Consider the following 19447-nt stretch of genomic DNA (forward strand, 5'->3'; position numbering starts at 1 on the left):
ACGCTCAGCCGATGCGCGCGATGGGCGTGCCCGCCACCACCGGCGCCGCGCCCGCGGCCAGCCGCGCGAGCCGGCCCGCGCGGTGGGCCACGACCTGCACTTCCATCTTCATCGCTTCCATCACCGCGATCGGGTCGCCCTGCGCGACCAGCGCGCCCTCGTCCACGGTCCACGCCTGAAGCGTGCCCGTGATGGGCGCGGCCACGGCGGCGGGGTCGGTGGCCTCCTCGGGTTGCGACGATGACGACGACGGTGCGGCCGGCGCATCGCCGATGCCGCGCAGCAGCGCCTGCGGCAGGCCCAGCGTCACGCGCCGGCCGTCGATCTCCACCGCCGTGCGCAGCAGCGCGGCATCGCGCACGGGCTCGGCGCGCACGGCCGCGGCCAGCGGCTGCGCGAAGTCGGTCTCGATCCAGCGCGTGTGGACCTTGAAACCGTCCTCGGCCACGAAGTCGGGCGCCTCGACCACGGCGCGGTGGAACGGCAGCACCGAGGCCACGCCCTCGATGCGGAACTCGCGCAGCGCGCGGCGCGCGCGCGCCATTGCCTGGGCGCGCGTGGCGCCGGTGACGACCAGCTTGGCCATCAGCGAATCGAAGCTGCCCGGCACGCTCGAGCCCGAGGCCACGCCGGTGTCGACGCGCACGCCGGGGCCCGACGGCGGCTCGAACAGGCGCACCGGCCCGGGCGTGGGCAGGAAGCCGCGGCCCGGGTCCTCGGCGTTGATGCGGAACTCGAAGGCATGGCCGCGCGGCGCGGGCGTCTCGCTGACCGACAGCGGCAGCCCGTCGGCGATGCGCAGCTGCTCGACCACGAGGTCGATGCCGGTCGTTTCCTCGGTCACCGGATGCTCGACCTGCAGCCGCGTGTTGACCTCGAGGAAGGAGATCGCGCCCGTGGGCCCGAGCAGGAACTCGACCGTGCCGGCGCCGACATAGCCGGCGCGCGCGCAGATGTCGTGCGCGGCGCGGTGGATGCGCTCGCGCTGCGCCTCGCTGAGGAAGGGCGCGGGCGCCTCCTCCACCAGCTTCTGGTTGCGCCGCTGCAGCGAGCAGTCGCGCGTGCCGAGCACCACCACGCGGCCGTGCGTGTCGGCGATCACCTGCGCCTCGACATGGCGCGGCCGGTCGAGGAACTGCTCGACGAAGCACTCGCCGCGGCCGAAGGCGGTGACGGCCTCGCGCACCGCCGATTCGTAGAGCTCGGCCACCTCGTCGAGCCGCCACGCGACCTTGAGGCCGCGGCCGCCGCCGCCGAAGGCCGCCTTGATCGCGATCGGCAGGCCGTGCGCCTCGGCGAAGGCCAGCACCTCCTGAGCGTCGCGCACCGGCGCCGGCGTGCCGGCCACCAGCGGCGCGCCGACCTCGAGCGCGATGCGGCGTGCCTGCACCTTGTCGCCCAGTGCCTCGATGGCCGAAGGCGGCGGGCCGATCCAGCACAGGCCGGCGTCGATCACGGCGCGCGCGAAGGCCGCGCTCTCCGAGAGGAAGCCGTAGCCCGGATGCACCGCGTCGGCGCCGCTGCGCGCGGCCGCAGCCAGCAGCTTGTCGATGGCCAGGTAGGTGTCGGCCGGGCGCGTGCCCTCGAGCGCATGGGCCTCGTCGGCCGCGCGCGTGTGCAGCGCGTCGAAATCGGCGTCGGCGTAGACGGCCACCGAGCGCACGCCGTAGTCGGCGCAGGCGCGCGCGATGCGCACGGCGATCTCGCCGCGGTTGGCGATCAGGACTTTCTTCATGGCGTGTCGGAGGAAGGAGCGGGAAGGCAGTGCGCATCGAAAGCACGCACCGGGTTGAAACGCAGGCGCGCGCCGACCGGGATCTGGCCGGCGCGATCGAGATGGTGGGTAGCGACGGCGCCGATCACCGGGTAGCCGCCGGTCAGCGGATGGTCGGCGAGGAACAGCACGGGCTGCCCGCTCGGCGGCACCTGGATCGCGCCGAGCGCGGTGCCTTCGCTGGGCAGCTCGGCGGTGTCGAGGCGCGCCAGCGGTGTCTCGCCCGCGAGCCGCAGGCCGACGCGGTTGGACTGCGGCGTGACGGTCCAGCGCTGGCTCGCGAGCAGCGCGACCGCCTCGGGCGTGAACCAGTCGGTGCGCGGGCCCAGCACCACGTCGAGCACCACGTCCTCGTGCAGCGTCGGCGGCGCGGGCGGCGCCGCATCGGGCAGGCCGACGATGGCACCGCGCGCCACCGGCCGCAGCGCCAGCCGGTCGCCGGCGGCGATCGGCCGCGGGCCGATGTGCGCCAGCGTGTCGGTGGCGACGCTGCCGAGCACGGGCGCCACCTCGAAGCCGCCGCGCACCGCGAGGTAGCTGCGCAGGCCCGCGCGCGGTTCGCCGACCGTGAGGCTGTCGCCATCGGCCAGCGCGATCGCCTCGCCCACGGGCACCGTCCAGCGCGCGCCGCTGGCGCCGCGCAATTGCAGCGGCACGTCGGCACCGGCGAAGGCCAGCACCGCATCGCCGCGGCAGCTGAAGCGGAAGCCCGCGCCGACGATCTCGATGCAGGCCGCGTCGCTGGCATTGCCCACGAGGCGGTTGGCCGCGCGCAGCGCGCCGCGGTCCATCGCGCCCGAGGCCGAGACGCCCTGGCCCGCGAGCCCGTGGCGGCCCAGGTCCTGGAACAGCGCCTGCAGGCCGGTGGCATGGATCTCGAGGGCGGGCCCTTCGTGCATGGCCGATGGCGCCGGGGCAGGAACGGGTGGCGCGATGGCTGGCGCGGCCTGCCCCGAGACATCGACGAAGCGCACCGTGTAGCCCGGCTGCAGCAGCGCGGGCTGCGCGCGGCCCAGGTCCCACATCGGCGTGGCGGTCACGCCGATGATCTGCCAGCCGCCGGGGCTGGCCTGCGGGTAGACGCCGCTGAAGCGCCCCGCGAGCGCGACCGCGCCGGCCGGGATGCGGGTGCGCGGCGTGGCGCGGCGCGGCACGTCGAGGCTCGGGTGGCCGCCGCTCAGGTAGGCGAAGCCCGGCGCGAAGCCGGTGAAGGCCACGGTGTAATCGTGGCCGGTGTGGCGGCGGATCACCTCCTCGCGCGCGAGGCCCAGGTGCCGCGCGACCTCGTCGAGGTCCTCGCCGTCGTAGTCGACCGGGATCTCGATGCGCCGGCCCGCGCGCTCGACCGTGCCGTCGAGGCGGCGCGCGCCGATGCGCCGCACGAGCGCCTCGTGCGTGACCGCGCCGGGGCGGAAGCGGACCAGGATCGTGCGCGCGGCCGGCACCAGCTCCTCGATGCCCTCGATCGGCTCGGCCTGCAGCGAGGCCAGCAGCGCGAGCGTCTGCGCGAGGTCGTCGAGCTCGACCAGCAACGCGTCGAGGTTGACCGGCAGGAAACGCATCATCGCGGCGCTCCCGCCGGCCCGTCGTCCTCGCGCGCGAAGGCCCGCACCGCGACGCCCGCATGCTCGAAGGCGGCGCGCACCTCGCGCGCCATCGCCACCGCGCCGGGGCTGTCGCCATGCACGCAGACCGAATCGGCCTGCAGGCGCAGCGTGCTGCCGTCGATGGCCTCGACCTCGCCGTGCGTGGCCAGCCGCAGCATGCGCTGCGCCACCGCCCGCGCGTCGTGCAGCACCGCGCCCGGCTCGCTGCGCGGCACCAGCGTGCCGTCGGCGCGGTAGGCGCGGTCCGCATAGGCCTCGGAGACGGTGCGCAGCCCGCTCGCGCGCGCCCAGCCGAGCAGCGGCGAACCGGCGAGGCCGACCAGCCAGAGCCGGTCGTCGATCGCGCGGATGGCGGCGATCACGTCGCGCGCCTGCCGCTCGTCGTGCGCGATGGCGTTGTAGAGCGCGCCGTGCGGCTTGACGTAGCGCACCGAGGTGCCCGCGGCGCGGGCCAGGCCCTGCAGCGCGCCGATCTGGTAGATCACGTCGGCCACGAGCTCGGCGCTGCCCATCGCCATCGCGCGGCGGCCGAAGCCCGCGAGGTCGGGATAGGACACATGGGCGCCGACCGCCACGTCATGGGCCTTGGCATGGCGCAGCGTCTCGAGGATGCCGGCCGCGTCGCCGGCGTGGAAGCCGCAGGCCACGTTGGCGCTGCTCACGATGCCGAGCATCGCCGCGTCGTCGCCCATGCGCCAGGCGCCGAAGCTCTCGCCCAGGTCGCTGTTGAGATCCAGCGCGCTCATTGGAATACCTTCGTGCTTCGCACTGCGGTGCGAGCTTGCTTGGGGCGGCCCGGCGCGGCGCTCACGCTGCGGTGCCCGACAGAAGGGCACGCCGGGCCGGGCGCGGGAGGGAGGGCTTCGGAAGGCGCATGAAGAACATGGGATCGACTCGAATCTGGCCGTTTTGTTGGAACGAAGTTTATTTGATTGTTGAACAATTCAATCAATCGGTTGAGCAATATGCATGCCGACTCACAGGGGCAAACCCTGATTTCATGCACCGGGCACCGCGGTGCGAGGAACGGAATCTGCTACAACCCCTCACCCCTGAAATCCCCCATCCGCATGACCTCCGCCGCTTCCGAACCGCTGACTCCCCCTGCCCAGGCCTTGAGCGAGCGCATGGCCGAAGCCTTGCGGCAGAAGATCACGCAGGGCGAGTTCATGCCCGGCGAACGCCTGTCCGAGCAGTCGCTGAGCGAGAGCCTCGGCATCTCGCGCAACACGCTGCGCGAGGTGTTCCGCATGCTCGCCAAGGACGGCCTCGTGAAGCACGCGCCGAACCGTGGCGTATTCGTGGTCATCCCGAGCATCGCGTCGATCATCGACATCTACCGCGTGCGCCGCCTGATCGAGTGCCAGGCGCTCGCGCAGGCCTACCCGCGCCATCCCGCGAAGAAGAAGATGCGCGAGGCGGTCGAGACCGCGAAGACCTGCCGCGACGGCGGCGACTGGCTCGGCGTAGGCACGGCGAACATGGCCTTCCACATGGCCGTGGTCGAACTCGCCGACAGCGAGCGGCTCAACCAGCTCTTCGGTTCGGTGCTGGCCGAACTGCGACTGGCCTTCGGCCTGCTGCGCGACGCCGAGTTCCTGCATGCGCCCTACGTCGAGATGAACACCAGCATCCTGGAGCTCGCGGAGGCCGGCGAATTCGCCCGCGCCGCCGCGGCGCTCAACGACTACCTGGTGCATTCCGAACGCATCGTGCTCGCGGTGTACGCGCGGCACATCAACGACTCGGGCTGGAGCGTCTAGGTCCGACGCGCGCCGCGCCACGAAGCGCGGCGCGGCTCTGTCGAGCTCAGCCCGGGAGGCGGATCTTGCAGTTCGGGTCCTCGTAGGGGCCCGATTGCTTGGTCCACTTGTCGGCGGGCATGTCGGGCTCGCAGACGGTCTTGCCCGTGCTGTTGTTCTTCCAGAGGTAGTACTCGCTGGGCTGCGCCATGGCGAGGCCGGCCAGCAGCAGCGAGGCGGCGGCGAGGGTGAGCTTGAGTTTCATGGTGATGCTTTCGTGTGTTCGTGAAGATAAGCGAATGCCGTGCCCCGTCACTTGAGGTTGTTGCCGATCACCACCAGCAGCTTCTTCGTCTGCGCGACGATCGCCGTGCGGTAGGCCTCGAAACGGGCGTCGGTCATGGCGTTGTCGTCGGGCACCCCGCCGGTGGCGGCGGTGAAGAAGTTCGTCATCACCGGCACGTGGATGTGGCCCGCCGGGATGTCGAGCTTGAAGGTATCGCGCAGCAGCGTGTTGCGGTAGGCGCTCTCGTTCGACAGGTAGTTGCCGCCGCCGCCGGACTGCGCGCAGGCGGTGGCCGGCGGGGCCTTCACCAGCGAGGGGTCGGGCATGGCGTTCATCACGCCGTTCGAAGCCACGGAGGTACCCGCCTCGTTGTCGCAGTCCGCGAAGTACGCGTAGTTGGTGTGCCAGGTCACGTCGAAGCCGTCGGCGCCCTCGCTCGTGGCACCCGGCGGACGCGCAACGCCGGCGCCCGTCTTGCCGGTCACCATCGCGGCGATCGGCAGCGACGAGGTGGTGAACTGCGGCGGTGCTTCCTTGAGCCAGGCGCTGATGGCGTCGTAGCCCAGCCAGCGGGACTGCGGGTTGGTGTCGCAGCCCGAGCCCGGCATCGAGATCGGCGCGGTGTTCGGCACGGTGATGGTGCCGATCGGCAGCACGTACTTCGGCAGCCTGTTGCCGACCGGGCAATAGATGATGCCGTCGTTGCCCGCCGAGGGACCGTGGTAGCGGGCGTTCCACTGCTCGAGGTTGAAGACGTTGGCGCTGCCCTGGCTCATGGTGATCGAGGCATCGACGCGCTTCGGCCCGGCCTTGAACCACGGACCCAGCGTGTCCTCCTGCATGCCCGCGTGGAACGGGTCGTAGCTCACCGGCAGCACGTAGCTCTCCACGTGCAGCACGCTGCCGTCGTCGAGCGTGATCTCGCGGCCGTCCATCTCGAGCGCGGTGGCGCCCGAGGGGTTGCCGTTGCGCAGGCCGGTGTTGGGCGTGCCCAGCGCGCCGAGCGTGAAGGTATCGAAGCCGCTCACGATCATGCGGCGGTACTTGCCGCCGCTCGGCGCATTGCCTTCGGGCAGTTCGATGTCGTACTGGCCGCGCGAGGCGCGCTCGAACTCCCACTGCAGCGAGGCCTTCTGCGCATCCGAGAGCGCGAACTCGGGTGCCCACTGGCGCAGCACCTTGGTCATCTGCACGCGGGCCCAGTACAGCATCCGGTCGTCGCTGTTGGGCAACTGGCTGCCCGCGGGCGAAGCACGACGCCCCTGCACCCGGTCGACGGCCGCGCGCCACAGGGCCGCGCCCTCCGACTTGACGAGCGTCACCGCGGCGTCGTAGCCGGCGACGCTGGTGCGGCCATCGCTGCCGCACAGCTTGGCCGAGAAGTTCGGCGCGAACTGGTCGAACCCCGTGTCCTTCACGATGCGGTCGGCCAGCGGCCGCTCGTCGATGCCCACCACCGAGGCGGTGCTGTAGGGCAGCGGCGTCGCGAGCCTGCGCTCTTCGTAGGCGAGCTTGGCACTGGCATCCCAGCTGCATTTGGCCATGGTGTTGGGGGGCGGATTGCCCGTGCCGGGCGGAACGATGGAGACGACGCTGTCCCCTCCTCCACCACCACCGCAGGCGGCAACCACTGCCGCGACGAGGACCGACATGGCCGAAAGCTTCATTCTTTGACGATTCAACATGCTTCGATTTCCTTGTGAGTTGTCGGAAGCCGCGGTGCAACGCGCACGCCGGCGGCTTCCCTGATCGCTTCTCGCTGGGGACGTCGTGGGTTTTTCGTTCGCAATCCCTCCGGTCTGGTCGCGCCGCTTCCTGCGGTCCTCGCGGACCGCGGGCGGCACTGGAAACAGACTCCCTGGGCCTCTGGTGTTGCTCGTTCTGGATCTCTAGGGGCGAGCGCACCCCTCCGCCTCATGGCGGTTGTTCGTCGATCGGTGGTGGCGCGGTGTGCGCGGGTGGGAGCGGCGCTACCGCTCCACGCCCATGAAGACGTCGGGCAGGATCGTCACGATGCTCGGGAACAAGGTGACCAGCGCGATGCACAGCACGAGACAGAAGAAGAACGGGATCGCCGCCTTGGCGATCACGTTGCTGTCCTTGCCCGTCATGTTCTGCAGCACGAAGAGGTTGAAGCCAACCGGTGGCGTGACCTCGGCGATCTCGACCAGCAGCACGACGAAGATGCCGAACCACACGAGGTCGAAGCCCGCTTTCTGGATCATCGGCAGCACCACCGCGCTGGTCAGCACGATCATCGAGATGCCGTCGAGCGCCGTGCCGAGCACGAGGTAGACGAGCACCAGCACGCTGATCAGCGCATAGGGCGACAGGTGCATGCCGTCGACCCATTCGGCCAGCTCGCGCGGGATGCCCGTGAAGGCCATGGTCTTGGTGAGGAAGGCCGCGCCCGCGAGGATGAACATGATCATGCAGCTGGTGCGCGTGGCGCCCATGATCCCGTCGCTGAAGTTCTTCCAGGTCAGGCTGCGGCCCCAGGCCGCGATCGCGAGCGAACCCAGCACGCCGAAGGCCGCGCATTCGGTGGCCGTGGCCCAGCCCGCGACCAGCACCCAGACGATGAACACGATCAGCAGCGCGCAGGGGATCAGGTTGCCCGAGAGCCGGATCTTCTCGATGAAGGTGGTCGGCGGATCGGCCGGCGGCACCTTGTCGGGATTGCGCAGGCTCCACCAGCCGATGTAGCCCGAGAACAGCAGCATCAGCAGGAAGCCCGGCAGGAAGCCGGCCAGGAAGATGCGGATGATCGAGACGTCGGCCGCGACCGCGTAGACCACCATGGTGATCGAGGGCGGGATCAGGATGCCGAGCGTGCCGGCCGTGGCGAGCGAGCCGATGGCGAGCTTCTCGTTGTAGCCGCGGCGCTTGAGCTCGGGCAGCGCGACCTTGGCGATGGTGGCGCAGGTCGCGGCCGAGGAGCCCGAGACCGAGCCGAACACGCCGCAGCCGAGGATGGTGGTGTGCATCAGCCGGCCCGGCACGTTGTTGAGCCAGGGCCGCAGGCCGTCGAACATCTGCTCGCTGAGCTTGGTGCGGAACAGGATCTCGCCCATCCAGATGAACAGCGGCAAGGCCGCGAGCTCCCAGCTCGCATTGCTTTCCCAGAAGGCCGAGAACAGGTTCTTGCCGGGCAGCGTGTTGGTGAAGAAGGCCTGGCCGATCCAGCCGACGATGGCCAGCGTCATCGCGATCCAGACGCCGCCCGCGAGCAGCACCACCATGATGACGAGCAGCAGCGCACCGATGAGGAGTGTTTCGATCATGGGAGGCTCAGACTTCGGAAGAAAAATCGCCGGCGGCGTGTCGTTCCTCGACCGCGCGCTGGTAGCTGGGTTTGTGGCCGCGCAGCACGCCGACCAGTTCGTCGACCATGGCGATCAGAAGCAGCCAGCAGCCGATGGCGAAGGTCGATTGCGGAATCCAGATCGGGATCACGACCAGGCCCGTGGCCATCTCGGCGAACTCGTAGCTCTCGTAAGTGAAGCTCGTGGCCCAGTAGGTGAGGTAGGCCACCGACACCGCCGCGATCAGCAGGCAGGTGACGTCGAGCGCGCGGCGCATCTTCTCGGGCACGGCCTCGAGCAGCAGCGTGACGCGCACGAAGTCGCCGTGGCGAAACGCATGGGCCATCGCGAAGAAAGCCGCAGCCGCGCACAGCCACGCCACCACGTCGTTGAGCCCGCTCACGTGCCAGTTCATCTGCCGGCCCACGCCGGCCACGATCATCAGCACGAAGATCAGGAACACGCAAAACGCACCGAGGGCGCCTGCACCGTCGTACAGGCGATCGAGGAAGCGGCGCACGATCAGTTCTTCTTGTAGGCGTCGACGATCGCGGCGCCGTCGGCACCGGCGGCCTTGAGCCAGTCGGCCTGCATGATGCCGCCGACCTGGCGCATGTCGGTGTCGAGCTTGGCCGAGGGCTGGTGGATCTTCATGCCGCGCTCGGCCAGCAGGCGCTTGTACTCGTCGTTCTTCTCGATCGCGACCTTCCAGCCGCGGGCTTCCGCATCGGCCGCGGCCTTGGTGACGGCGGCCTTGGTGGTGGCATCGAGCGCGTCGAAGGACTTGGCGTTGACGAGGATCGCGTTCTTCGGGATCCAGGCCTTGGTGTCGTAGAAGTTCTTCAGGCTCTCGTAGGTCTTGGTGTCGTAGCCGGTGGAGGCGGAGCTCATGTAGCTCTCGATCACGCCGGTGGCCATGGCCGCACTGAGCTCGGCCTGCTGGATCTGCACCGGCTGCGCGCCGATCAGTTCGGCGATCTTGGCGGTGGCGGGGCTGTAGGCACGCCACTTGATGCCGCGCAGGTCGGCCACCGAGGCGACTTCCTTCTTCGAGTAGATGCCCTGCGGCGCCCACGGCACCACGAACAGCACCTTGATGCCTTGCGCGGCGAGCAGCTTCTCCATCGCGGGCTTGGAAGCGTCGTAGAGCTTCTTCGCCTCGGGGTAGGTGGTGGCCAGGAAGGGCACGCCGTCGAGCGCGTAGATCGGGTTCTCGTTGGCGAAGTTGGCCAGCAGGATCTCGCCGGCCTGCGCCTGGCTGCTCTGCACCGCGCGCTTGATCTCGGGCGCCTTGAACAGCGAGGCGTTCGCATGCACGGTGATCTTGAGCTTGCCGCCGGTGGCGGCCTCCACGTCCTTGGCGAACAGGGCGATGTTCTCGGTGTGGTAGTTGTTGGCCGGGTAGGCCGTGGGCAGGTCCCACTTGGTCTGGGCCAGCGCGGAGGCAGCCAGGCAGGAGAGCGCGAGAGCGGCGAAGGATGGACGGAACATGAACGGGACTCCTCGAGAAAGTGACGTGACCGGTGATGGGCGGAAGGCGAAACGGCGGGTCCAGGCCAGTCCCCCGGCCTGCTCCCCACAATGCAAGGCCCATGCCAAATAAATGAACAACTTCGGCATCGGTTTCTGGCCTTTTGAATTTATTGTTGAACAATTCTCGTGCGTATGCCCAACAATGAGGCGTGATGAAAACCCGAATACGTGCGGGTTACTTGCCTCGCCATGCCGCGGCCGGCGCCAGCCTGCGCCCTGACATTTGCTAAGGGAAACCCCGTCCTGCCGCCGGGGGAGCCGCTTCGATACTCCAGTGGTCGTTCCCCCTCGGCGCGCCCCGCGGCCGTCTCCCGCAGAAGCACAACATCCAGACCATGGCAGGCAAGAACTCGCTCCACCCGATCCCCCATCCCGCCAAGAAGCCCTTCGTGGGCAACCTGCTGTCGATCGGCTCCGACTCCCCGGTGCTGGACATGTGGAAGATCGCCCAGGAGCTCGGCGGCATCTACTGGCTGGACATGCCGGGCATGCCGGTGATCGTGGTGTCGTCGCCCGCGCTGGTCGACGAACTCTGCGAGGAGGCGCGCTTCGACAAGAGCACGCGCGGCGCGCTGCGCCGGCTGCGCGCCGCCTCGCACGGCCTGTTCACCTCCGACACCCACGAGGAGACCTGGTCGAAGCCGCACAACATCCTCTTGGCCAACTTCAGCCAGCGAGCGATGCAGGCCTACCACCCCATGATGCTGGACATCGCGGGGCAGCTCGTGACCAAGTGGGAGCGGCTGAACTTCGACGAGGAGGTCGACGTGGTGCGCGACATGACCGCGCTCACGCTCGACACCATCGGCCTGTGCGGCTTCGGCTACCGCTTCAACTCCTTCTACCGCGAGGGCTTCCATCCCTTCGTCGACGCGATGGTGCGCACGCTCGAGACGGTGCAGAACCGGCGCGGCCTGCCGCTCGAGGAGCTGATGCTCAAGAAGGAGCTCGCGCAGCAGCGCAAGGACATCCGCTACATGCACAAGATGGTGGAGGACATCATCGAGGAGCGGCGCGCGAGCGGCGCCGACATCGCGACCAAGCCCGACCTGCTGAGCTACATGATCGCGGGCGTGGACAAGAAGAGCGGCGAGCAGCTCACCGACAAGATGATCCGCGACGAGTGCATCGAATTCCTCATCGCGGGCCACGAGACCACCAGCGGCCTGCTCTCGTTCGCCATCTACTTCCTGCTGAAGAACCCCGAGGCGCTGGCCAAGGCGCAGGCCGAGGTCGACAACGTGTTCGGGCCCGACACCTCGCTCAAGCCCACCTACGCGCAGGTCAACCGGCTGCAATACGTGATGCAGGTGCTCAAGGAGTCGCTGCGCATGTTCCCGACCGCGCCCGCGATCTCGATGCGCGCGAAGGAAGACACCCAGATCGGCGGCCAGTACACGATCAAGAAGAACAACATGGTCATCATGCATGCGCTGGCGCTGCATCGCGACCAGGGCATCTGGGGCGAGAACGCCGACCAGTTCGATCCCGACAACTTCAGCCGCGAGGCCGAGCGCGAGCGCCCGGTCAACGCCTTCAAGCCCTTCGGCAACGGCCAGCGCGCCTGCATCGGGCGCCAGTTCGCGCTGCAGGAGGCGGTGCTGACCTTGGGCATGATCCTGCAGCGCTTCACCCTGGTGGACCACACCGGCTACAAGCTCAAGATCAAGGAAGCGCTGACCATCAAGCCCGAGGGCTTCAGGATCAAGGCGCTGCTGCGCGACCCCGCGACGCGCCCGCGCGGCAACATCAACGACGCGGCGGCCGCGCCGGTGCAGCCCGTGCAGCCGGCGGCGCGCAAGCCGCAGGCCGCGCGCCACGGCACCTCGCTGCTGGTGCTGCAGGGCTCCAACCTCGGCACCGCCGAGGACCTGGCGCGCCAGCTCGCCGAGGCCGGCGAGGCGCGCGGCTTCTCGACCCAGCTGGCTTCGCTCGACGACTACGCCGAGCGGCTGCCGGCCAACGGCGCGGTGGCCATCGTCTGCGCCTCGTACAACGGCGTGGCGCCCGACAATGCGGCCGAGTTCCACCGCTGGCTCGACAAGGCCGACGACGCGCTCAACGGCGTGCGCTTCAGCGTGTTCGGCTGCGGCAACACCGACTGGGCCGCCACCTACCAGGCGGTGCCGCGGCGCATCGACGAGCGGCTCGAGGCGCTGGGCGCCACGCGCGTGCATCCGCGCGGCGAGGGCGATGCGCGCGAGGACATGGACGGCGCCTTCCAGGACTGGAGCGACGCGCTGTGGCCCGAGCTGGTGAAGGCCTTCGACATCAAGACCGGCGCCGACACGCCCGCGCAGAGCGAACCGCTCTACACGCTCGAGGAGCTGCCGCCGCCGCAGAACAACGCCATCGTCGACGCGCTGGGCGCGGTGGCGCTGCGCGTGATCGAGAACCGCGAGCTGCAGCACGCCGGCGGCGAGGCCGGCCGCTCCACGCGCCACGTCGAACTGATGCTGCCCGAGGGCCTGGTCTACCGCGCCGGCGACCACCTGAGCGTGGTGCCGCGCAACAGCCCGAAGCAGGTCGAGCGCGCGATGGCGCGCTTCGGCTTCGACCGCACGGCCCATGTGCGGCTGCATGCGATCGCGGGCCGCAAGCCGGCGCTGCCGGTCGAGCAGGTGATCGCGGTCGACCGCCTGCTGGGCGACTACGTCGAGCTGCAGGACGTGGCCACGCGCAAGCAGATCGCCACGCTCGCGGCCTACACCGAATGCCCGTTCACCAAGCCGAAGCTGGTGGCGCTGTCGGGCAGCGACGAGGCCTCGCAGGCGGCCTACAAGGCCGAGGTGCTGCACAAGCGCAAGTCGCTGCTCGACCTGCTCGAGGAGCACCGCGCCTGCCAGGTGCCGTTCGCCGTGTTCCTCGAGATGCTGTCGCCGCTGTCGCCGCGCTACTACTCGATCTCCTCCTCGCCCACGATGACGCCCGGCAAGTGCAGCGTGACGGTGGGCGTGGTCAGCGGCCCGGCCAAGTCGGGCCTCGGCACCTTCGAGGGCGTGTGCTCCAACTTCCTGGCGCGCGCCGAGGCCGGCGACACGGTGCACGGCGTGGTGCGCGAGACCACGGCCGAGGGCTTCCGCCTGCCCGAGGACGCGCAGCGCCCGCTGATCATGATCGGCCCCGGCACCGGGCTGGCGCCGTTCCGCGGCTTCCTGCAGGAGCGCGCGGCGCAGGCCGAGGCCGGCACCGCGCTCGGCGAAGCGCTGCTGTTCTTCGGCTGCCGCCATCCCGAGCAGGACTTCATCTACGCCGAGGAGCTCAAGGCCTGGTCGCACCGCGGCCTGATGAAGCTGCACACCGCCTTCTCGCGCGCGGGCGAGCGCAAGGTCTACGTGCAGGACCTGATCCGCGAACAGGCGGCGCAGGTGTGGGCGCTGCTCGAAGCCGGCGCCGTGGTCTACGTCTGCGGCGACGGCTCGCGCATGGAGCCCGACGTGCGGCGCGCGCTGTCCGACATCGCGCGTGAGCACGGCCAGGACAGCGCCGCCTGGATGGACCGGATGATCGCGGACCAGCGCTACGTGCTCGACGTCTGGGCCGGCAGCTGACGCGCCCGTCGCCGCGCGAAGAAAGTTGGAGCAATTGGACTAACTTTCCGCCGGTTCTGGTTTTTCACGCCTAGACCCTCCCGCCGAAGATCGGCCTCTCGCGAGATCCACGGGATCCGCGATCCGATCAACAACCGGGAGGCATGGCGAATGCTCAGGGCAGACGAACCGCTGCGCGCGGCGGTGATGGACGGCGATGCCGTCCGGGGAGCGGCGCTCGCGCAGCGCATGGCACGGCGCGGCTACGGCGCGATGCCGTTCCACGGCGCCACCGGCCTGCTCAAGGCGCTGCAGGGCGGCTGGCGCTTCGACCTGCTGTTGCTCCATCCCGAACATGAAACGGCCTGGGCCGACCTCTCGGCCGCCTGCCGGCTGCAGCGCATGCCGATGCTGCTGCTCGCCGAGGACTCGGCCTGGCGCACGCCGCCCGCCGTCGAGGCGCTGTGCCATGGCCACGGCCTGGTCGACTTCGCGCCGCTGCCGCTGGCCGACCACGAACTCGAATGGCGCCTGCGCGCCCTGCTGTCGCGCTCGCGCACGCCGGCGCGGCCGAGCGCCGAAGCGCAGGAACTGGTCTGCGGCGACTACCGCCTGCTCGCGCACGAGCGGCTGGTGCTGCGGCGCGGGCGCGAGGTGCGCCTGGATCCGCGCGAGTTCGACCTCGCGCTGATGCTGTTCCGCCACCTCGGCCAGTTGCTGACGCGCGAGTTCCTCTGGATCGCGCTGTGGAAGCGGCCGCCGCACGAGGGCGCCCGCGCGCTCAACATCGCCGCGGCCAGCGTGCGCAAGAAGCTGGCGCTGCAGGAGGATGGCGGGCTGGTGCTGCGCGCCGCCTACGGGCGCGGCTACATGCTGCAGGAAGTGCGCTCGCAGGCGGAGTTCGCCTGCGAGCCGGCCGGCTACGCCGAGGCCTGAAGGCTCCGGCGGCGGACCTCAGTTCTGGCGATCGGGATCGGGATAGACCAGCGGCCCCAGCAAGCCGCGGTTGAAGGGCTTCCAGCCGCCCTCGGGCTGCGACAGCCGGTCGGCCAGCGCATAGAGCACCGCGGGGTGCGCACCCAGGCCCAGGTGGCTCGCGATGACCTCGATGTTCTCGGACTTCGGCCCGGTCTTCTCGATGCTGCAGCGCCAGGCCACGACGCCGTCGGTGCGGCTGAAGATCGAGGTGGTGGGCACCGAGGGCGTGGGCTGCACGAACTTCATGCGGCGCGGGTCGTGCGAGCTCTGGCCGCTCACGCCTTCGTAGACGCGCCAGGCATTGGTGGCACGCGGGCTGCCCGAGAACGGACTGCCCAGCGTGACCACGCTGCGCACCACACCGGGATGGGCCGACGCCAGCAGCCGCGCATACACGCCGCCCAGGCTCCAGCCGACCAGGCTGACCTTCTGCCCGCTGTCGTCGTGCAGCTTGTGCAGCAGCTCGACCATGCCGTCCTCCACGCCTTCGCGCGGACCGAAGTTGCGGCCCAGGCCCCAGCCGTGCGCGTCGTAGCCGCGGCTCGCGAGGTAGCGGCGCAGCACCAGCGTGGAGGCATCGCCGGCCACCAGGCCCGGCAGCACCAGCACCGGATGGCCATCGCCGCGCGGCGTGAGCTGCAGCAGCGGCCACATGGCGAGGCCCGCGCCGGTTTCCCAGAGCGCGCGGCCTTCGGCCAGCAGCAGCAGGCGCGAAGGCGGCGAGATGTGTTCACGGGTGGCGGTGGTCATGAGCGGGTCCTTTCTTGCGTGTCTCTGCGCTTCTGTTGGTTCTTCGTTGCCAGTCTCGGGTTCCGCCGCGAGGCCCCCCGTCGGACGGTGTCGTCTGTTATCCGAGGTATTTCGCCCTCAGGTAATCGAGGTAAGCCCTCGATTCGCCCGAAACATAAGGAGAAACCAGGGTCAGCGTGTAAAAAGCCGCCAATCCCGGATCGGCCTGCGCCAGCGCGTCGCGGCCCGGCACCAGCCGTTCGAACGACAGCCAGCAGGTGGTGGTGAACACCATCTGCAGCGCCAGGATGCGCGCCTGCTCGGCGCTCGTTTCGATCACGCCCGAGGCCACCAGCCCTTCGCACAGCGACTGGGCCGCCAGCAGGTTCTGCGCGGTCAGGGCCTGCGCGCGCTGGCCCAGCACCGGGTACTCGCTCGCGAGGAAGGCCATGTCGCGGTAGATGAAGCGGTACTCGTTGATCGCCTCGAAGCGCAGGTGCAACGCGAGCCACAGGTCGTCGATGGCCGCGATGCCGGCCGAGGAGCCGTTGAGCGATTCGAGCCGCTGTTCGAAGCGCCGGAACAGCCACTCCACGATCAGCTGCTTGGCCTTGAAGTGGTAGTGCAGGTTGCCCGGGCTCATGCCGAGCTCGGCCGCGATCTTGTGGGTGGACACCGCCGCGAGCCCCTGCGCGTTGAACAGCGCGAGGCTGGTCAGCAGGATGCGGTCGCGCGTGGTGTTGGAGCCGGCCACTGGCGGTTCTGCGGGTCGTGCGGGAATCGATCAGCGCTTGCCGCCGCGCGCGGCCTGCTCGAGGCGGTCGAGCCGCTCGGCGAGCGCCGCGATCTGCGACTGCAGCGCCTGCACCTCCTCGGCCGTGGGCATGCCCAGGCGCTGCAGCGCGGTGGCCACGCGCTGGTCGAACACGTCCTCGAACTTGCGGATGCCGAAGCTGTCGAGGCCCGGGAAGCCGCGCGTCAGCACGGCCTTGGCGCCGCTCGCTTCCTCGCCGCCCTTGCCGCCGATGCCCAGCAGGCCCTCGATCACGTTGGTGACGCTGGCCTGCCGCTTGGCGACGTCGTTGCGCACGGTGTCGAGCGCCTTGAGGCCGGCGCGCAGCAGGCCTTCGCCGGAGGACGCGGGCTTGGTGCCCGTACCCGCCGTGCCTGCCTTGGCCTTGGCGGCGCTGCGCTTGCGCGGCGCCGCGGCCTTCTTCGTGGCGGTCCTGGCGCCGGCGGTCTTCTTCGCGGGCGTCGCCTTCTTCTTCAGTTCTGCGGGTTCATCGCGGCGGGTCGCCATGCATCGCTCCAGGGGAACTCGGTACCTCGGAAGGTACCGCAAAAGAAAAAGGCGCCCGAAGGCGCCTGCGGAACTCAGGCCGCCTTGCGGGCGGCAGCGCGGCGAACCGGCTTCTTGACCGCGGCGGCCTTGGCCTTCACGGTGCGCACGGGCTTGGCTTCCTCGCTGCCCGCGACGCGGACTTCGATCTGCCTGGCACCGGCGGCGATGCGGTCGGCGATCTGCACCGACACGGTCGCGAAGGGCTGGTTCACGGCCGACAGGGCGTTGATCACGGAGGTGGCGACCGGCGACTCGACCTGGGCCACGCGGTTGGCAACCGATTCGATGCCGCTGGTGGTGCCGGTGGCGACACGGTCCATCACCGAGACGATGCGGCCGGTGTCGATCTCGAGGCGGTTGGCCAGGAAGCCATTGACCTTGGCTTGCGCGCCGATCAGGTTGGCCTTGATCTTGTCGTTCACCAGCGGCAGCTCGCGCTGGCCAAGGAAGTCGCTGTAGCGCGAGGCGGCGCCGTCGAGCAGGCGCTGCACGCCGGTGCGGTAGGCACCGACCAGGGTCTTGCCGGCGTCGTTGTACTGGCCGATGACGTGGACGGCGGCGGAAGCGATGGAGGTTTGCGAGGTGGACATGGGTTGTTCCTGGAAGTTGATCGGTCGCGGGATTCGCGATGGGTTGATCTTCTTCCCAAGGGCCTAGGCCTGGAAAACTAGAAGCGTCGGAAAACTAGTCCAACTGCCCCAATTTTCCGGGCCCGGGCGATCCTCAAGCTGCAGCGGCCGCGGCGCGTGGCGCGCTCTTGCGCGCGGGGGCCTTTCGGGCGGGGGGCTTGGCGGCGGGCTTCGGGGCGGCCTTGGCGGGGGTCTTCGCAGCCGTCTTGATCGCTGCCTTCTTCGCGGGCGCCTTCCTGGCCACCGGTGCCGGCGTCTTCTTCGCCGCGGCCTTGCGCGCCGGGGCCTTCTTTGCGGCAGCCTTGGCCGCGGGCTCCGCGTCGGCGGGCGCCTCGACGACGGCCGCGGGCTTTGGCGCCGGCGCACCGGCCACCGACGGATGCTTCTGCGTCAGCTCCATCAGCAGCTTGTGCTCGGCCAGCAGGTAGTCGCCGATCTCGGTGATGTCGGGCACGGCGCGGCGGCAGGCGATCAGGCCGTAGTCCATGCGGCCGTTGTAGCTCTGCACCGTGACGTTGAGCGCGGTGCCGTGGCTCGCGATCGACACCGGGTAGTAGCAGGTGACCAGCGCGCCCGCGAAGTACATCGGGAACGGCGCGCCCGCCACGTTGGAGATCGCCACGTTGGCGGCCGGCGGCAGCATGTTGACCAGGCCCGAGCGGCCCACCATCGAGGCGATGCCCGACACCAGCCAGGGCGCGGCGAAGGTCGGGAAGTCGTCGAGGATCACGGCCTTGAAGCGGTTCATGGTCGACTTCGAGGAGGTCGACGAGGCATTGATGGCCTTGAGCCGCTGCAGTGGATCGGTGATGTCGGTGGCCAGGCTCACGAGGATCATGCTGGCCTGGTTGTTGGCCGTGTCGTCGCCGGCCTCGCGCAGGCTCACGGGCACGCCCGCCACCAGCGGCTTGGCCGGCAGCTCGTTGTTGTCGGCCAGGTAGTGGCGCAGCGCGCCGGCCACGGTGGCCATCACCACGTCGTTGAGCGACACGCCGAAGTGCTTGGCGATGTACTTGGTCTCGGCCAACGAGATGGTGCGGCCCGCGAAGGTGCGCTGGTTGGTGATCGAGACGTTGAGCGAGGTGCGCGGCGCGAAGAGATTGAACTTCTTCGGTGCCGTGGTCGTGAGCTTCTCGGCCGCCTTCTCGTCGGGCTTGGCCAGCCCGCTGATGGCGCGCACGATGGCTGGCGCCATCTTGAACAGCTTGACGTACTGCTGTGCCGTGTTGCGCAGCGCGGCGCTCGCGAGCTCTGCCATGCCGAGCTGGTAGCCGCTGCCGCGCGGGCGCGAGCGCGGCGGCTTCACCACGCGGCCCGTGGCCTCGAGGTCGAAGATGGCCTTGCCCACTTCCACGCCGGCCTGCCCGTCGATGCCCGCATGGTGCACCTTGGTGTAGAGCGCGACCTGGCCGCTCTTCAAGCCGTCGATGATATAGAACTCCCACATCGGCCGGCTGCGGTCGATCAGCGAGGAATGCAGCCGCGCGACGTACTGCTGCAGCTGGCGGTTGGTGCCGGGCCGCGGCAGCGAGATGTGGCGCACGTGGTAGTCGAGGTCGATGTCGTCGTCCTCCACCCACACCGGGTTCGTCATGTCGAAGGGCATCAGCGCGAGCTTGCGCGTGAACACGTCGGCCAGGTGGATGCGGCTGGCCATGAACTGCTTGGCGTCCTCGTAGAAGTCGCCCTTGTAGCCCTTGGGCAGGTCGAGCACGTTGAGCGAGCCCACGTGCATCGGCATCTCCGGTGTTTCCAGATGCAGGAAGGTGGCATCGAGACCGCTCAGGTGTTTCATGTGTTGTGTCTCCTAGGTCGTGGAATGCCGTCGCATTCGGCTTCGGCAGGATACCGTGCGGCCGCTGCGCCGGGGGGCCGCGCCTTTCAGTGTTTCCACCGGGGAGCGCACCCGGGTTTGCACCGAGCGATGTTCTGGGACCGGCCGCGGGTAATGCGAAAGTCCATGGATCGATGTCCGTCATGGTGCGTTCGTAC

Annotated in this window: 16 protein-coding genes; 3 read left to right on the forward strand and 13 right to left on the reverse strand. The window is 69.6% G+C overall.

What is annotated here, in order from left to right:
* Nucleotides 1-4 precede the first annotated feature (4 nt).
* Genes R0232_RS31585 through R0232_RS31595 form a run of 3 tightly spaced genes read right to left on the reverse strand, consistent with a single transcriptional unit; the run spans nucleotide 5 to nucleotide 4127 of the window.
* Nucleotides 5-1735 carry an acetyl/propionyl/methylcrotonyl-CoA carboxylase subunit alpha gene (locus tag R0232_RS31585; RefSeq protein WP_431510594.1) on the reverse strand — a complete coding sequence of 577 codons (1731 nt, stop codon included), beginning with the start codon at nucleotides 1733-1735 and terminating at the stop codon, nucleotides 5-7.
* Nucleotides 1732-3336: a 5-oxoprolinase/urea amidolyase family protein gene (locus R0232_RS31590; RefSeq protein ID WP_431512945.1), complete on the reverse strand. Its 1605-nt coding sequence runs from the start codon at nucleotides 3334-3336 to the stop codon at nucleotides 1732-1734. Before R0232_RS31590 ends, R0232_RS31585 begins: the two co-directional genes overlap by 4 nt.
* Nucleotides 3336-4127 (reverse strand): LamB/YcsF family protein, encoded by a 792-nt coding sequence (locus R0232_RS31595; protein WP_431510595.1) that lies wholly within the window; start codon nucleotides 4125-4127, stop codon nucleotides 3336-3338. Before R0232_RS31595 ends, R0232_RS31590 begins: the two co-directional genes overlap by 1 nt.
* A gap of 324 nt (nucleotides 4128-4451) precedes the next feature.
* On the opposite strand from R0232_RS31595, the gene R0232_RS31600 reads away from it, so the two are divergent.
* On the forward strand, nucleotides 4452-5144 hold the full coding sequence (locus R0232_RS31600; protein WP_208513607.1) for a GntR family transcriptional regulator: 693 nt from the start codon (nucleotides 4452-4454) through the stop codon (nucleotides 5142-5144).
* 46 nt (nucleotides 5145-5190) lie between these two features.
* Here R0232_RS31600 and R0232_RS31605 read toward each other — a convergent pair whose 3' ends face one another.
* The 5 genes from R0232_RS31605 to R0232_RS31625 form a co-directional block, all read right to left on the reverse strand.
* The gene (locus R0232_RS31605; RefSeq protein ID WP_057594440.1) at nucleotides 5191-5388 is read right to left on the reverse strand and encodes a hypothetical protein; all 198 of its coding nucleotides are present in this window, start codon (nucleotides 5386-5388) and stop codon (nucleotides 5191-5193) included.
* 47 nt (nucleotides 5389-5435) lie between these two features.
* Complete coding sequence (locus tag R0232_RS31610) at nucleotides 5436-7061, reverse strand: hypothetical protein (RefSeq protein ID WP_431510596.1); 1626 nt, start codon at nucleotides 7059-7061, stop codon at nucleotides 5436-5438.
* Nucleotides 7062-7379: 318 nt separating this feature from the next.
* Nucleotides 7380-8693, reverse strand: coding sequence for a TRAP transporter large permease (locus tag R0232_RS31615; protein WP_208513605.1), 1314 nt, complete (start codon nucleotides 8691-8693; stop codon nucleotides 7380-7382).
* A gap of 7 nt (nucleotides 8694-8700) precedes the next feature.
* A complete protein-coding gene (locus tag R0232_RS31620; RefSeq protein WP_398498545.1) occupies nucleotides 8701-9234 on the reverse strand; it encodes a TRAP transporter small permease in 534 nt (177 codons plus the stop codon).
* Between the two features lie 2 nt (nucleotides 9235-9236).
* Nucleotides 9237-10205, reverse strand: a complete 969-nt coding sequence (locus R0232_RS31625) for a TRAP transporter substrate-binding protein (protein WP_208511590.1) — start codon at nucleotides 10203-10205, stop codon at nucleotides 9237-9239.
* A 377-nt stretch (nucleotides 10206-10582) separates the two neighbouring features.
* Between R0232_RS31625 and R0232_RS31630 the strand changes: the two genes are divergently transcribed.
* Complete coding sequence (locus tag R0232_RS31630; RefSeq protein WP_431510597.1) at nucleotides 10583-13798, forward strand: bifunctional cytochrome P450/NADPH--P450 reductase; 3216 nt, start codon at nucleotides 10583-10585, stop codon at nucleotides 13796-13798.
* A gap of 150 nt (nucleotides 13799-13948) precedes the next feature.
* On the forward strand, nucleotides 13949-14713 hold the full coding sequence (locus R0232_RS31635) for a winged helix-turn-helix domain-containing protein (RefSeq protein ID WP_431510598.1): 765 nt from the start codon (nucleotides 13949-13951) through the stop codon (nucleotides 14711-14713).
* A gap of 18 nt (nucleotides 14714-14731) precedes the next feature.
* On the opposite strand, the gene R0232_RS31640 is transcribed toward R0232_RS31635, so the two are convergent.
* The 5 genes from R0232_RS31640 to R0232_RS31660 all read right to left on the reverse strand — a co-directional run bounded on the left by R0232_RS31640 (nucleotide 14732) and on the right by R0232_RS31660 (nucleotide 19250).
* On the reverse strand, nucleotides 14732-15505 hold the full coding sequence (locus R0232_RS31640) for an esterase/lipase family protein (RefSeq protein ID WP_057594030.1): 774 nt from the start codon (nucleotides 15503-15505) through the stop codon (nucleotides 14732-14734).
* A 97-nt stretch (nucleotides 15506-15602) separates the two neighbouring features.
* Nucleotides 15603-16238 carry a TetR/AcrR family transcriptional regulator gene (locus R0232_RS31645; protein WP_057594029.1) on the reverse strand — a complete coding sequence of 212 codons (636 nt, stop codon included), beginning with the start codon at nucleotides 16236-16238 and terminating at the stop codon, nucleotides 15603-15605.
* Between the two features lie 30 nt (nucleotides 16239-16268).
* Nucleotides 16269-16784 carry a phasin family protein gene (locus tag R0232_RS31650; protein WP_431510599.1) on the reverse strand — a complete coding sequence of 172 codons (516 nt, stop codon included), beginning with the start codon at nucleotides 16782-16784 and terminating at the stop codon, nucleotides 16269-16271.
* Between the two features lie 74 nt (nucleotides 16785-16858).
* Nucleotides 16859-17416 (reverse strand): hypothetical protein, encoded by a 558-nt coding sequence (locus tag R0232_RS31655; protein WP_057594027.1) that lies wholly within the window; start codon nucleotides 17414-17416, stop codon nucleotides 16859-16861.
* Between the two features lie 133 nt (nucleotides 17417-17549).
* Nucleotides 17550-19250: a WS/DGAT/MGAT family O-acyltransferase gene (locus tag R0232_RS31660; protein WP_431510600.1), complete on the reverse strand. Its 1701-nt coding sequence runs from the start codon at nucleotides 19248-19250 to the stop codon at nucleotides 17550-17552.
* Nucleotides 19251-19447 lie beyond the last annotated feature (197 nt).

It is taken from the genome of Variovorax sp. DAIF25 (assembly GCF_050711835.1).
GTDB lineage: Bacteria > Pseudomonadota > Gammaproteobacteria > Burkholderiales > Burkholderiaceae_C > Variovorax.

Excerpts from the sequence above, each read along its gene's own strand:
- R0232_RS31660 (WP_431510600.1), bottom strand. The coding sequence starts at position 19,250 with ATGAAACACCTGAGCGGTCTCGATGCCACCTTCCTGCATCTGGAAACA.
- R0232_RS31585 (WP_431510594.1), bottom strand. The coding sequence starts at position 1,735 with ATGAAGAAAGTCCTGATCGCCAACCGCGGCGAGATCGCCGTGCGCATC.
- R0232_RS31610 (WP_431510596.1), bottom strand. The coding sequence starts at position 7,061 with ATGTCGGTCCTCGTCGCGGCAGTGGTTGCCGCCTGCGGTGGTGGTGGA.
- R0232_RS31615 (WP_208513605.1), bottom strand. The coding sequence starts at position 8,693 with ATGATCGAAACACTCCTCATCGGTGCGCTGCTGCTCGTCATCATGGTG.
- R0232_RS31655 (WP_057594027.1), bottom strand. The coding sequence starts at position 17,416 with ATGTCCACCTCGCAAACCTCCATCGCTTCCGCCGCCGTCCACGTCATC.
- R0232_RS31590 (WP_431512945.1), bottom strand. The coding sequence starts at position 3,336 with ATGCGTTTCCTGCCGGTCAACCTCGACGCGTTGCTGGTCGAGCTCGAC.
- R0232_RS31630 (WP_431510597.1), top strand. The coding sequence starts at position 10,583 with ATGGCAGGCAAGAACTCGCTCCACCCGATCCCCCATCCCGCCAAGAAG.
- R0232_RS31625 (WP_208511590.1), bottom strand. The coding sequence starts at position 10,205 with ATGTTCCGTCCATCCTTCGCCGCTCTCGCGCTCTCCTGCCTGGCTGCC.
- R0232_RS31595 (WP_431510595.1), bottom strand. The coding sequence starts at position 4,127 with ATGAGCGCGCTGGATCTCAACAGCGACCTGGGCGAGAGCTTCGGCGCC.
- R0232_RS31635 (WP_431510598.1), top strand. The coding sequence starts at position 13,949 with ATGCTCAGGGCAGACGAACCGCTGCGCGCGGCGGTGATGGACGGCGAT.
- R0232_RS31650 (WP_431510599.1), bottom strand. The coding sequence starts at position 16,784 with ATGGCGACCCGCCGCGATGAACCCGCAGAACTGAAGAAGAAGGCGACG.
- R0232_RS31640 (WP_057594030.1), bottom strand. The coding sequence starts at position 15,505 with ATGACCACCGCCACCCGTGAACACATCTCGCCGCCTTCGCGCCTGCTG.
- R0232_RS31605 (WP_057594440.1), bottom strand. The coding sequence starts at position 5,388 with ATGAAACTCAAGCTCACCCTCGCCGCCGCCTCGCTGCTGCTGGCCGGC.
- R0232_RS31600 (WP_208513607.1), top strand. The coding sequence starts at position 4,452 with ATGACCTCCGCCGCTTCCGAACCGCTGACTCCCCCTGCCCAGGCCTTG.